The 12,629-nt window shown below is 74.6% G+C and carries 12 protein-coding genes; 8 read left to right on the top strand and 4 right to left on the bottom strand.

The features are described 5' to 3' along the window. Positions 1 to 172 precede the first annotated feature (172 nt). From M0M48_RS05200 to M0M48_RS05180, 6 genes are all read left to right on the top strand, one after another. The gene (locus M0M48_RS05200; protein WP_252373359.1) at positions 173 to 955 is read left to right on the top strand and encodes a DUF2785 domain-containing protein; all 783 of its coding nucleotides are present in this window, start codon (positions 173 to 175) and stop codon (positions 953 to 955) included. Between the two features lie 31 nt (positions 956 to 986). Beyond that, positions 987 to 2,648 (top strand): acetolactate synthase, encoded by a 1,662-nt coding sequence (locus M0M48_RS05195; RefSeq protein WP_257750322.1) that lies wholly within the window; start codon positions 987 to 989, stop codon positions 2,646 to 2,648. Between the two features lie 5 nt (positions 2,649 to 2,653). After that, positions 2,654 to 3,022, top strand: coding sequence for a thioesterase family protein (locus M0M48_RS05190; RefSeq protein ID WP_257750321.1), 369 nt, complete (start codon positions 2,654 to 2,656; stop codon positions 3,020 to 3,022). A gap of 47 nt (positions 3,023 to 3,069) precedes the next feature. After that, positions 3,070 to 3,144, top strand: coding sequence for a 50S ribosomal protein bL37 (locus tag M0M48_RS31050; protein ID WP_370249596.1), 75 nt, complete (start codon positions 3,070 to 3,072; stop codon positions 3,142 to 3,144). Positions 3,145 to 3,319: 175 nt separating this feature from the next. After that, positions 3,320 to 3,829: a SigE family RNA polymerase sigma factor gene (locus tag M0M48_RS05185; RefSeq protein WP_215815353.1), complete on the top strand. Its 510-nt coding sequence runs from the start codon at positions 3,320 to 3,322 to the stop codon at positions 3,827 to 3,829. Further along, on the top strand, positions 3,826 to 5,052 hold the full coding sequence (locus tag M0M48_RS05180; RefSeq protein WP_257750320.1) for a hypothetical protein: 1,227 nt from the start codon (positions 3,826 to 3,828) through the stop codon (positions 5,050 to 5,052). Before M0M48_RS05185 ends, M0M48_RS05180 begins: the two co-directional genes overlap by 4 nt. A 12-nt stretch (positions 5,053 to 5,064) precedes the next feature. Here M0M48_RS05180 and M0M48_RS05175 read toward each other — a convergent pair whose 3' ends face one another. Further along, positions 5,065 to 5,985 carry a helix-turn-helix domain-containing protein gene (locus M0M48_RS05175; protein WP_257750319.1) on the bottom strand — a complete coding sequence of 307 codons (921 nt, stop codon included), beginning with the start codon at positions 5,983 to 5,985 and terminating at the stop codon, positions 5,065 to 5,067. Between the two features lie 249 nt (positions 5,986 to 6,234). On the opposite strand from M0M48_RS05175, the gene M0M48_RS05170 reads away from it, so the two are divergent. Next, on the top strand, positions 6,235 to 8,004 hold the full coding sequence (locus M0M48_RS05170) for a sigma-70 family RNA polymerase sigma factor (protein ID WP_257750318.1): 1,770 nt from the start codon (positions 6,235 to 6,237) through the stop codon (positions 8,002 to 8,004). A gap of 104 nt (positions 8,005 to 8,108) precedes the next feature. Next, the gene (locus M0M48_RS05165) at positions 8,109 to 9,074 is read left to right on the top strand and encodes an IS481 family transposase (RefSeq protein ID WP_257750317.1); all 966 of its coding nucleotides are present in this window, start codon (positions 8,109 to 8,111) and stop codon (positions 9,072 to 9,074) included. 13 nt (positions 9,075 to 9,087) lie between these two features. On the opposite strand, the gene M0M48_RS05160 is transcribed toward M0M48_RS05165, so the two are convergent. The 3 genes from M0M48_RS05160 to M0M48_RS05150 form a co-directional block, all read right to left on the bottom strand. Next, on the bottom strand, positions 9,088 to 9,945 hold the full coding sequence (locus tag M0M48_RS05160; protein WP_257750316.1) for a helix-turn-helix domain-containing protein: 858 nt from the start codon (positions 9,943 to 9,945) through the stop codon (positions 9,088 to 9,090). Positions 9,946 to 10,064: 119 nt separating this feature from the next. After that, positions 10,065 to 11,522, bottom strand: a complete 1,458-nt coding sequence (locus M0M48_RS05155; RefSeq protein ID WP_257750315.1) for an oligosaccharide flippase family protein — start codon at positions 11,520 to 11,522, stop codon at positions 10,065 to 10,067. Then, the gene (locus M0M48_RS05150) at positions 11,519 to 12,613 is read right to left on the bottom strand and encodes a GNAT family N-acetyltransferase (protein ID WP_257750314.1); all 1,095 of its coding nucleotides are present in this window, start codon (positions 12,611 to 12,613) and stop codon (positions 11,519 to 11,521) included. Before M0M48_RS05150 ends, M0M48_RS05155 begins: the two co-directional genes overlap by 4 nt. Positions 12,614 to 12,629 lie beyond the last annotated feature (16 nt).

The raw sequence follows: 12,629 nt of genomic DNA, 5'->3' as shown, positions 1-12,629 counted from the left end.
CCCCGACTGGGGAGGACTTCACCTCGTTTGGCAGGATGGGCCCGGGGGATCAGGTCTCGACGATTTCGGCAGTGTCCGGAGGGTGTGTGGGTTGGTGATGGTGTCGGTGGATTGGGCGCGCCTCCAGCAGGCCCTCCGCGACGGGCAGCGACGCCCGCCGTCCGACCATTCCTTGAGCGACCTCACCGCCCAGCTGACCCAGATGCTGGGCGATCCGGACCCGCAGGTCCGCGACGGCCTGGCCTACTCGTTCCTGGCGACCTGGATCGAGCACGGCGTCTACGACGACCTGCTGGCCGGCCTCGGCGACGGGATGTGCGCCGGGCTCAACACCGGCCTGGGCGAGCGGGACACCGACACCGTCTTCCGGCGCAGCTTCTCGGTGCTGCTCCTGGCCGAGTGCATCGAGCGCGACTCCCGGATCCGCCGGCTCCCCCCGAGCCGGGTGCTGCACTGGGGTGACCGGATCGCGGCCTGGTACGTCCGCGAGCGCGACCTGCGCGGCTTCGTGCCCGGCAAGGGCTGGGCCCACTCCGCGGCCCACGGTGCCGACGCGCTCGCCGCGCTGGCCCGCTCCCGGCACTTCGGGATGACCGAGCTGACCGTGCTCCTCGACGTGATCGCCGACCGGGTGCTCAGCCCGGACACCCCGCCGCTCGTGCACGGCGAGCCCGACCGGATCGCGCACGCCGTCCTCGAGGTGCTGCGCCGCGACCGGGTCCCGCTCTCGGTCCTGGAGCCCTGGATCGTCCGCCTCGAGCGCGGCGCCCGGGCCAAGCCGCGCGCGGGCCGCGACCCCTACCGGGCCACCGGCAACGCCCAGGCGGTGCTGCGCGCGATCTACCTCCAGCTCTCGATCTCGCCGCGCCACCCGGGGGTCCGCCCGGACCTGCTGCTCGCGCTGGTCGCGTCGCTGCGCCGGGTGCACCCGTACTTCCTCGACGACATCCGCTGACCCTCACCCGTTCGCTGGCTAGGGTGCCCAGGTGACCACTCCCCCGGAATCCCTGACCGGCCACGCGGGCGAGATCGCCGTGGCGGTCGCCCAGGCCCACGGCGTCGAGACGATGTTCACCCTCTCGGGCGCCCACGTCTTCCCGATGTACGACGGCGCGGTCAAGTCCGACCCACCCGTCCGGCTGCTCGACGTACGCCACGAGCAGACGGCGGCGTTCGCCGCCGAGGCGACCGGCAAGCTGACCCGGGTGCCCGGGCTGGCGGTGCTGACCGCCGGGCCCGGGGTGACCAACGGCGTCAGCGCGATGGCCCAGGCGACGTTCGCCGGCTCGCCCATGGTGGTCGTGGGCGGGCGCGCGCCGAACAACCGCTGGGGCACCGGCGCGCTCCAGGAGATCGACCACCTGCCGATCGTCGGGCCGGTCACCAAGCACGCCACGACGCTGATGAGCGCCGATGACGTCGCGGCCGGGTTCGACACGGCGTTCACCCAGGCGCGCAGCTCGCACCGCGGGCCGGCGTACGTCGACGTGCCGATGGACGAGTTCTTCAACGTCGGCTCCGGGCCGGTCCCGGTGCTCGGCGCCTACCGCGGGGCCGAGCCCGACAGCGACGCCGTCGCGCGGATCGCGGGTCTCATCGCCCAGGCCGAGCGGCCGGTGCTGATCCTGGGCACGGACGTGTGGGCCGACCGGGCCGAGGAGGCTGCGCTGCGGCTGGTCGAGGAGATGCGGCTGCCCGCGATCACCAACGGCATGGGCCGCGGTGTGGTCCCCGGCGGGCACCCGCTGCTGGTCACCAAGGCGCGCGGTGCCGCGCTCAACGGGGCCGACCTGGTCGTGGTGGTCGGGACGCCCCTCGACTTCCGGCTCGGGTACGGCGTCTTCGGCGGCAAGGACGGCGGCGCGACCGCGGCCGTCGTGCACATCGCGGACTCCCCCGGCCAGCTCTCCGGGCACGCCGACCTCGCCGCCTCGGTCAGCGGTGACCTGAGCGCCGTCCTCGACGGGCTGCTCACCGCGCTCGCGGGTGCGGCCCAGCCGGACCGCTCGACCTGGCTCACCCTGCTCCAGGACACGGTCGCGGCGGCCGCCGCGCGCGACGCCGAGCTGCTCGGCGCCGAGGCCGACCCGGTGCACCCGGCGCGGATCTACGGCGAGCTCGTCCCGCGGCTCGCCGACGACGCGGTGGTGATCGGCGACGGCGGCGACTTCGTCTCCTTCGCCGGCAAGTTCGTGGAGCCGAAGCGACCCGGCTGCTGGCTCGACCCGGGCCCCTACGGCTGCCTGGGCGCCGGGCTCGGCGCCGCCATCGCCGCGCGCATCGCGCGGCCCTCGTCCCAGGTGGTGCTGCTGCTGGGCGACGGCGCGGCCGGCTTCTCGCTGATGGACGTCGACACGCTCGTGCGCCACGACCTGCCGGTCGTGATGGTGATGGGCAACAACTCCGCCTGGGGGCTGGAGAAGGGGCCCATGCAGATGCTCTACGGCTACGACGTCGCCGCGGACCTCGCGCCCCGCACGGCGTACGACGACGTGGTGCGCGCGCTCGGCGGCGCCGGCGAGACGGTCACCGACCCGCGCCAGATCGGACCGGCGCTGGACCGGGCGTTCGCCGCGAACGCGCCGTACCTGGTCAACGTGATCACCGACGTCGACGCGGCCTACCCGCGCGCGACCTTCGGGATCTGAGCGCCGTGCGGTTCACCGTGACCGAGGCCGACACCGCGCTCGCGGTCGGCTCCGGCAGCCTGCCCGTGCTCGGGACGCCGCGCCTGCTCGCCTGGTGCGAGGCGGCGACCTGCGCCGCCGTCGAGGACGCCCTCGGCCCCGGCGAGACCAGCGTCGGCACCCGGATCGAGCTGGAGCACCTGGCCGCCACCGCGGTCGGCGGGAGCGTCGAGGTCACCGCCCGCGAGGTGTACGCCGACGGCCGGCTGCGCCGCTTCGCCGTGGCGGCCCGCAACCTCACCGCGGACGGGCAGCCGGGCAAGCTCGTGGGCTCGGGCGAGGTCACCCGCGTCATCGTCGACGCGGAGCGCTTCCTGACCCGGATTTCGGGCTGAGCGCCCGGACTGAGAGAATGGCTCGATTCTCGACTTCAGGAGGAACCATGGGCAAGACCGGCCGCAAGCGCCGCGCGCGCCGCAAGAAGGGCGCGAACCACGGCAAGCGCCCCAACAGCTGAGCTGTTGCGCATCATCCGCTGAACCCCCGACCGACCACGGTGCGGGGGTTCTGCGTTCCTGGGGCAGGGACCGCCGAGATCGCTGCAACCAACCTCTCCCCGATCGCGTCTAGGGGTGGAGGGCACCGTCGGGTGCCCGACACGCCAGCACCGGTGATCCGGGAAGGGACGGGCCATGCCGCAGCAGCGGGACGACGCCTTCGCCGCGTGGATGGGCGCGCGCCAGGCCTCACTGCAACGCACCGCCTACCTGCTGGCCGGTGACCACCACACGGCCGAGGACCTCGTGGCGACCACCCTCGCCAAGGTCTACCTCGCCTGGGACCGCATCGATCGGCATGAGGCCGTCGACGCGTACGCCCGCCGGATCCTGGTCAACGAGAACAACTCGCTGTGGCGCCGGGCCTGGCGCCGGCGCGAGGTGACCAGCGACGAGGTGCCCGACTGGCTGGAGCACCACGACGACCACGACGAGGGGTCGGCGGCCGCGGTGTGGCGGCTCCTCGCCACGCTACCGCCGCGCCAGCGCTGCGTGCTGGTGCTGCGCTACTACGAGCAGCTGAGTGAAGCAGAGATCGCCGAGGCGCTCGGGGTCGCCACCGGCACCGTGAAGTCGCAGGCCAGCCGCGCGCTGACCACCCTGCGGCAACGCGTTCCCGCCCTTGGTCTGGAGATGAACCGATGAACCTCGAAGACGTCATGACCACGCACGCCGACCGCGCGGCCGGGCCCGTGCTCACCCTGCCCGACGTGCAGCGGCGGGCGCAGCGCATCCAGCGGCGCCGGCGTACCGCTGCCGCGGTCGTGGCCGGCGCGGCGGTGGTGGCCGTCGTCCTGCCGGTCTCGCTGCTCGCCGGCGGCACTCCCGACTCCGCGCCCCCGCCGGGGCCGGCGACGCAGAGCCCGTCGGTCAACGTGCACGCCGTGCAGCAGGATCCGCGCGACATGCGCATCGAGCGGGCCCGGCCCGGAGGTGCGCCGCCCACCACGGGGTGGATCGAGGGGCGCACGCTGCATCGCCTCGACGGGTCGACGGTCGCGCTCGAGCACGACTACCGGGAGCTCGACGTCGTCGGCGGCGAGACCTACCTCGCCGTACGCCGCGGGACGGACGCCGACACCGCCGGCAGCAGCCTCGACGAGATCGGCCCGGACGGCGCGGTGGCCAGCACCCGCCTCATCACCCCCGTCGGCCAGGCCTCGGTGGTGACCTCGCCGGACAAGACGGTCGCCGCCTGGACCACGCCCGACGGCAAGGTCCAGGTGTGGGATCGCGACGGCGAGCAGACGCTCGCCGGCACCGGCCGGGTCAGCCCGACCGGCGGCGCCGTGGCCGTCTTCGGCTCACGGACCTGCGCCGGCCCGGACGGCGACTGCCGGGTGGTGGTCAACGACCCGGACCGCGGTCCCCTGACCTACTCCCGTGCGGGCAGCGAGCCGTTCGTCGGTGGCTTCCTGACGCTCCTCGCCGTGGCCCCGGACGGCGACCTGGCGGCCGGGATCCGCGGCCCAGGACCGGGCGGGACCGCCTGCGCCACGATGTGGGACCTGGGCGCGGACCAGGAGCTGCACCGCTGCCAGGGCGACCCGTCCGGCTTCTCCCCCGACAGCGCCCTCACCGCGGAGCAGGCGTCGCAGGGCGCCGGCGAGCCCGCGGAGATCGAGATCCGCGATGCCCGCACCGGCGAGCTGGCCGCGAGGATCGTCGCCAACGGTGACCACGACACCAGCGCCCTCGAGCCGGTCGCCTGGGAGGACGCCCGCCACTTCCTGGTCACCGCCCTGCACGAGGGCCGCTGGCTGCTGCTCCGCGGGGACCTCGACGGTCACCTCGAGATCATCGAGGGCCCGATCGACGGCTCCGGCGCGGGGCAGCCGCGCGAGGCGCCGTACGTGATCGCCCGCTGACGTGCGCTCGGCTCAGGCGCCGCGCGAGGAGCTCTCCGGCTCGGCGCCGGTCATCGCCTCGAGCGCCCGGGAGGCCCGCTGGATCCGCAGGAAGAGCGCGGCCGAGGGCGTCACCGACCCCCGGATGTAGCTCGAGAGCCGGGAGGGCGAGGTGCCGATCCGCGCGGCGAACTGGCGCTGGGACGCGCCGCTGACCGCGACGAGGTGCTGCACGTGGCGCGCGATCTGCTCGCGCTCGCGCTCGTGCCCCCAGGCCCGGCACCAGGCCAGGACGGTGCCGATGGCCGGACGTCCGGCGACGGCGGCGAGCTCGGCGATGCTCTCGGCGTAGGGACCCCACGGGCTGGTGGCGAGGCGCTGGAGGTGCCGGCGCCACTCGACCACGGAGCCGTGGTCGAGCATCCGGACGAGCTCGTCGGCGGAGTCGACGGGGATCACCTCGTCGACGGCCACCGTGCTCGGGACGACGTCGATGGTCTGGAAGAGCAGCTCGCGGCCGAGCTCGACGCAGTCCGCGGCCACTCCCTCGGGGACCTCGGCGGACGGGTCGCGCTGCTCGAGCAGGGGCGCGAGGAGGCGCCGGGCCACGGCGGTCGTCAGGGGCAGGTCGGCGCGGACGTCGAGCATCCGCGAGACCCGCTGCTGGAGCCGGCCGACCCGGTCCGGGTCGAGTCGCTCGCCGAGCCGGGCCGCGGCGGCGAGGTCGTCGGGGTCGTCGAACACCACGAGGGCGACGAAGTTGGCCAGCACCGCGCACAGGGCCAGCGAGCGGCCATCGCTCCCTCGCTGCTCCAGCACGACCAGCATCCGGCTCCACAGCACCTGGTGGTGCTCACCCACCTGGGCGTGCCGGGCGAGCACGTCGCGGACGATCCCTGCCTTGACCGCGCCGATCGGCTGGGCTGCGCGACGCTGGTAATGCGTGAGCAGCACCGGCGGAGCGTGGTGCGCGGGCGTGGGGCTGGACGGGCGAAGCATGACGTGACCGCCTTGGAGTTGGGGGGTTCGTGGGGGAACCGGCCCGAGACTCCGATCATATACCAGACGCACGAGCAGTCGAAACATCACGCGGAAATGCCTAGGAAACCGCTACGATCTCGGCGGCGGGGATGTGGGGGGCGTCACGTCCCGCCGAGCCGGCGCGATCGATGCGCCCGGCGTTCGTGGAAACAGGAGTGACGCATGTCTGGGGATGTCACGCCGGACGGACCGTCCCACGGGTTCCCTCCGGTCGTCGGCTGGAGCGAGGAGGAGCTCGACCTCCTCTGGCGCGAGCACGTCGACGACGCCCGCCGGCTGGCCCTGGTCCTGGCCGGCCCGAACGACGCCGACGAGCTGGTCGCCGAGGCCTTCGCCCGGGTGCTGACCCGGCTGCGCGCCGGGCAGGGGCCGACCACGAGCTTCCGCGCCTACCTCCACGTCACCCTGCGCAACTGCCACCGCGACCGCCGGCGCCGGACGAGCGAGCTGCCGGTCTCGGACCAGCCCTGGCTGCTGGACGACGAGGTCGAGCCCGCCGTGACGACCGTGCCCGACGACGAGGCCGAGATCGCGGCCCGGGCCTTCGCGACCCTGCCGCCCGCCTGGCAGGAGGTGCTCTGGCACGTCGAGGTCGAGGGACGGCGCCCGCGCGACCTCGCCGGCGAGCTGGGGCTGCGCGCCCGGGCCGTGTCCTCGCTCGCCCACCGCGCGCGGGAGGGCCTGCGCACGGCGTACCTCGACCAGCACGTGGCGGCCGAGGGACCCACGGCCGAGTGCACGTGGGTACGGGCCCGGCTGGGCCGCTACGTCCGCGGCCAGGCCCCGCGGTCGAGCGCGCGGCGCATCGACCGGCACCTCGAGACCTGCGCCGAGTGCCTCGCCGTGTCCCTCCAGCTCGAGCAGGCCAACCGGCGCCTGGCCGCGGTGGTGCTGCCCGCGATCCTGCTCGGAGCCCTGCCGGTGGCCGGGGGCGCACCCGCGTGGCTGACCGGCGTCACCGCCGGAGGCGGCGCGGCGGGCGGCGCCCTGGCCGGCACGACCCACGCGGGCTCGGCGGCGCTGGCCGGCATCGCGGCGACCACCGCCGCGGCGGCGATCGTCACCGCGGTCGTGGTGACCGGCGTGCTGCCGGACCGCGACGACCCGGCCGCCCGCGCGCCCACGACCACGGCGACCGGTACGGCGCCGGCGCCCGCGGCACCCGACCGGTCCGGTGGCCCCGGCGCGTCCGGTGCGGGACCGGGCCGGGTCCGCGGCGCCGACCTGCGGCCCTCGCCGGGCCTCGGTACGGCGCCGCCCACGGCGACCGGCCCCACCACCGGCACCCCGCCCACGGCGCCCCTCGTCCGCCCGATCGCTCCGGTCGCCGCCGTCGGGCGTACCTGCGACGCTGTCGGCCGGCTCGTGCTCCCGCACGTGACCGGCGTGCGCTACGCCCTGACCGAGGGCGACGGGCGCACCGGCGACTGGACGGTCGAGGCGAGCCCGGAGCCCGGCTACCTCCTGGCACCGGGCGCGCCGACGGAGTTCCACGGCGACCTGGGCTCCGCACTGCCGTGCGTCGGCCTCACCACCGCCCTGGTCCGCGCGCTGAGCGGACCGCGTTCCCTGGTCAAGCCGTGGCGGGTCGAGGTGACGACCCGGCTGCGCGATGACCGGCCGCGCCCGTTGCGCCTCGTGCTGCGGCTGCGCCAGGCCCAGGTCGTCGCCGTCGGGCACGCACCGGACGGCTGGGTCTGCCGCTCCTCGGCCGGCGTGGTCCTCGGGGACGTCGGGGAGCTCGTGCTCAACCCGGACCCGGCCCTGCTCACCATCACCTGCACCGCTCGGCGCGGCGGACCGGCGACCACGACGGTCGGGCTGACCGTGTGGACGCTGGACCTCTCGTCGGGGCGCACCACCCCGGCCGGTGAGGTCACGCTGTCCTCCGAGGGACGGGTGGTCGACCAGCGCGACCTGGCCGCCGGCTAGGTGTACCCGGCCAGGACGTTGGTAGCGGCGAGCCTGGTTGAACGAACGAGAACCTCCGAATGGGATGTGGCTTGTCTAAGGCCCACTCCAACCCGGAGGTTCTCGTGTCCCACGGTAGTGCCCGGCTGACCGTTCACGGTCGGCGCCTGATCGTCCAACGCCACCAAGCAGGCTGGAAACAAGCCCACATCGCTGCGGCGATGGGCGTGTCCCGCAAGTGCGTGAAGACCTGGATCGACCGCTACACCGCCGAAGGCGAAGACGGCCTGGCCACCCGCTCCTCACGCCCCCACTCGATGCCCACCAAGACCAGCAACGAGGTCGAGCAGAAGGTTCTCACCGCGCGTGCCGAGCATCGCGACGGACCCGATGTCCTCGGAGCGAAGGTCGGCGTTCCTGCCCGCACAGTGTCGCGGATCCTGCGCCGCCACCACGTGCCCTACCTTCGCGAGCTGGATCCGATCACCGGCGAGGTGATCCGATCCTCGAAGCAGACCGCGACCCGCTACGAGCGAGAGCGGCCTGGCGAGCTGGTCCACATGGATGTCAAGAAGCTCGGCAAGATCCCCGCCGGCGGCGGCTGGAAGGCTCACGGCCGCGGAGCCGGGTCGATCATGCGCGATCGCAACACCAAGGTCGGGTTCGACTTCGTTCACTCACTCGTCGACGACCACTCCCGCCTGGCCTACAGCGAGGTGCTGCCTGACGAGAAGGGCCCGACCTGCGCCGCGTTCCTCGAGCGCGCGATCGACTACTTCGCAGCCCATGGCATCACCCGGATCGAGCGTCTGATGACAGACAACGCCTGGGCCTACCGATGGTCGCTACGTGCCGTATGCGCCGAGCACGACATCAAGCAGAGGTTCATCAAGCCGCACTGTCCCTGGCAGAACGGGAAGGTGGAGCGCCTCAACCGGACCCTGACCACCGAGTGGGCCTACCGTCGCGCCTTCGCCAGCAACGACGAGCGAGTAGCCGCCCTTGCGCCCTGGCTCGAGCACTACAACACTGAACGCCGCCACAGCGCACTCGGAGGTAAGCCGCCGATCAGCCGGCTGCTACCAACCTGATGGCCGGGTACAGCTAGACGCTCGGCTCGGGCTCCTCGGGCTGCGGGTCCACCGCCGGCTGGGCCCGGCGGGCGGCCCGGTTGATCCGCAGCAGCATCGCCGCCGACGGGGTGACCGCGCCCGTGACGTAGGTGGAGAGCCGCGAGGGCGAGGTGCCGACGAGGGCGGCGAACTCCCGCTGGGTCAGCCCGGTCTGGTCGATGGTGCTGCGGATGTGGGCGGCGACCGCGCGGCGCTCGTCCTGCTCGGCCTCGCGGCGGGAGAGGTCGAGGACCGCGCGGATGCTGGCGACCTCGAAGGGCTGGGCGGCGGGGTCGAGCAGCTCGAGGTGGCGCTCGGCGCTGCCGGTCCACGGGTCGTCGACGGTCGCGGCGACCAGCGCGCGCCAGACCCGGATGCCCTGGCGCTCGAAGACGGCGAGCAGGTCGCCCGTCCCGGTGATGGCCGGCCGCTCACCGGTCGCGTCGCCGACCATGAGCAGGCGGACGACGGCCTCGCCCGCGACCTGGGCCGGACCGGCCCGGCCGTCGGCGGGCAGCGGGGCGCCGGGGCGTGCCCAGGCGTAGCCCGCGAGGACCCGGACCAGGCGGGTGGTCAGCGGCCGGTCGCGGCCGTCGACGGCGCCGAGCACGGCCTCCTGGAGCTCGGCGACCTCGTGCCGTCCGTGCTCCTCGACTAGGACGGCGAGGTCGTCGACGTCGCCGCGCTCGGGGAAGTGCACCAGCGCGAGCGCGTTGGCCAGCACGGCCCGGGCGGCCGGCTTCGGCCGGCTCCCGGTGCTGTCGAGCGCGGCCGTCGCCCGCTCCCACCATCTCCTCGCCCCGCCGGCCCCGCCTGCGCGGTGCTCGAACGAGGCGACGATCCTCCGCACGCTGATGTCGTTCCCACTCTCCGCCGGCCCCCCGGGGCGTCGGTCGCCGTAGCGTCCGTCGCCACCGACCAGCCTGAGCCAGCGCGCCGCGCCTGGCGAGGGCTGGGCGCCAAGCGGTATCAGATCCGAGATCGAGCCACCGCCGGACGCCGCAGCGCGGCCCGGGCCTGCCCGAGCGCGGCCGGGGCCAGCCGGTGCACGGCGAGCCCGGCGACGGCGAGGTAGCCGAGCCCGGCCACGGCCAGGGCCGGCAGCAAGGGGCCGATCGCCTCGAGCGCGATGCCGACCACGACCGCGGCCACCAGCACGGCCACCAGCTCGGGGACCGGGGCGATGCTGCCCACCGTGCGCACCAGCGCCCGGACCACGATCACCGACTGCACGAGGAAGGCGACGCTGGTCGCGACGGCGGCCGCGGTGATGCCCCAGACGGGGATCAGCCACAGGTTGAGGCCGACGTTCGCGACCAGCGCCGCGACGCTCCCGACGAGCACCACCGGGTCCGGGCGCAGCGCGAGCAGCACCGTCGAACCGAGGTAGGAGACGCCGAAGAGCAGCGGCGCCACGGCCAGCCCCCAGAGCAGGCCGCGGTGCACGTACTCGGGTCCGAACAGCAGGCCGACCAGGTCGTCGCCGCGGGTCGCGAGCAGGACGCCGTACGGCACGTAGACGGCGGCCACGACGACCAGGCTCCGCTGCGCCCAGAGCCGCACGTGCTCGGTGTCGTCGGGTCGGCTGGCGATGACCGGGACGTACGCGCGGGCCAGGGTCCAGCTGACGAAGAGGACGGTCTCGAAGATGCGGTAGCCCGCGCCGTAGACGCCGACCGCCGTGGTGCCCAGGATCATGCCGATGAGGGCGGCGTCGATGCGGAACATCCCCATCGCGGCGACGGCGCCGAGGCCCATCACGGGCGCCGCCTCGAGGATCATCCGGGCCTCGGCCCCGCTCCCCCGGATCCGCATCCGCGCCCCCGCCCGGCGCGCGGCGAGGTGCATGCCGAGCACGCCGACCCCCGTCGCGACCAGGTAGCCGAGCGCCGCGCACACCACGTTCCCGGTGACCAGCAGCACGCCCACCGACAGGAGCAGGGCCGAGAAGCGCTGCACGACGAGGACGACCGCCGAGAGGTGCTGGCGCTGCCGGGCGCCGCACGCGGCACGCGAGGCGTCGACCAGCGTGTCGGCCAGCCCGGCCGCGACGAGCAGGCTCACGGTGAGCGCGTGGCTGGTGCTCATCGTGCCGAGCAGCAGGCCCGTGGTCGGCACCAGCACCACGGCGCACAGCACCATCCGGATCCCCATCAGCGCGCCGTAGCAGCGGTCGAGCAGGTCGGGACGGGCGCTGCCGAGCTGGGTGAGCCGGGCCTCCAGGCCCAGCGACGAGAAGACCGCGAGCAGCAGCCCGAGGCTCCACCCGAACGAGAGGACGCCGAACTCGGCGACCCCGAGGATCCGCGCCAGGAGCAGGAAGGTCACGAACGTGGCGATCTTGCCGAGCAGCTCGGCGACGGCGAGCGACAGCACCACGGCACCGGTGCGGCGCAGGACGTCGTCCGGCTGCCCCGCCGCCGTCATCGCTGCACGATCCGGCGCACCAGCGCGGCCGGGAGCAGCGCCTTGAGCCCGGCCCGGGCTCGCGCCCGGCGCTCGTCCATCCGCTCGATCCAGGCATGGGACGCGGCCTGCAGCTCGACCCGGTGGATCTCGGCGTTGCCGAACTTGGCGTCGGTCCGCCCGCGCAGCCAGTCGAAGGTCTCGACGGCCGGGTCCGCCACCGCGCGCTGCACGGCCGCCATCTCGCACACGATCCCGCCGCGGTAGCGCATCCAGTCCTGGGCGACGCGGCCGTCGAAGAGCCGCGAGACCGGACCGTCGCGCAGCGTCGTGGTGAAGCCCAGCACCTCGTCACCGACGACCAGCAGGTCGACCACGGCCCGGCCCCGGGCCATCGCGTCGCGCACGACCTCCTCGTGGAAGGCCCGGGTGCCGTCGTCGTCGAGGTGGCTGCGCCGGCCGCTGCCGTGGTCCCGGCCGCGGCGGACGTCGACCAGGCGCGGCAGCCACCGCTCCAGGGTGACCGGATCGTCGACGACGAGGCGCTCGGCGTCGTACCCGTCGGCGGCCAGGCGGTTGAGGTCGGTGTTGATCTTGCGGCGCCGGTGCCGGGTCAGGCGGTAGTCGGTGCCCGCGCCCTCGATCCGCGGCATCGGCGGCCCCGGTACGACGACCGCGCCGGGCAGGCGCGCCACGAGACCGGCCACGACCGGGTCGCCCGGCGCGAGCTGGCTGAGCCGCAGCGACCACCGGCGGTGGCGTCGTACCCAGGAGGCGACGGCGTCGGCGAGCAGGTCGGCGGCGACCGGGTCGTCGTGGAAGAGCTCGGCGTAGTCGTTGAGCTCGCCGCCCAGCACCTCGATCCGCACCACGCCCGCGCGGCGCTGCACCACCAGCGGCGCGAGCGCGAGCACCCGGCCGTCGGCGCCCCGGAGAGCGATCGTCAGCGGCTGACCGGGCAGGTGGCGCGCGGCGGCGCGGAGCCAGCCCGCTCCGGTGCTGAACGCGTTGCTGCGCCCGTCGACGTACGACGCGAGGTCGGCCAGGGCGAGCTCGGCGGCCGAGCCGTGGGCGATCTCGGTGGTCACGGCGACGGCGGTACGCAGGGGCATGTCCCTCTGGTGCACG

This window comes from Pimelobacter simplex (assembly GCF_024662235.1).
Lineage (GTDB): Bacteria > Actinomycetota > Actinomycetes > Propionibacteriales > Nocardioidaceae > Nocardioides.
This window is presented reverse-complemented; position numbering and strand designations above follow the sequence as displayed.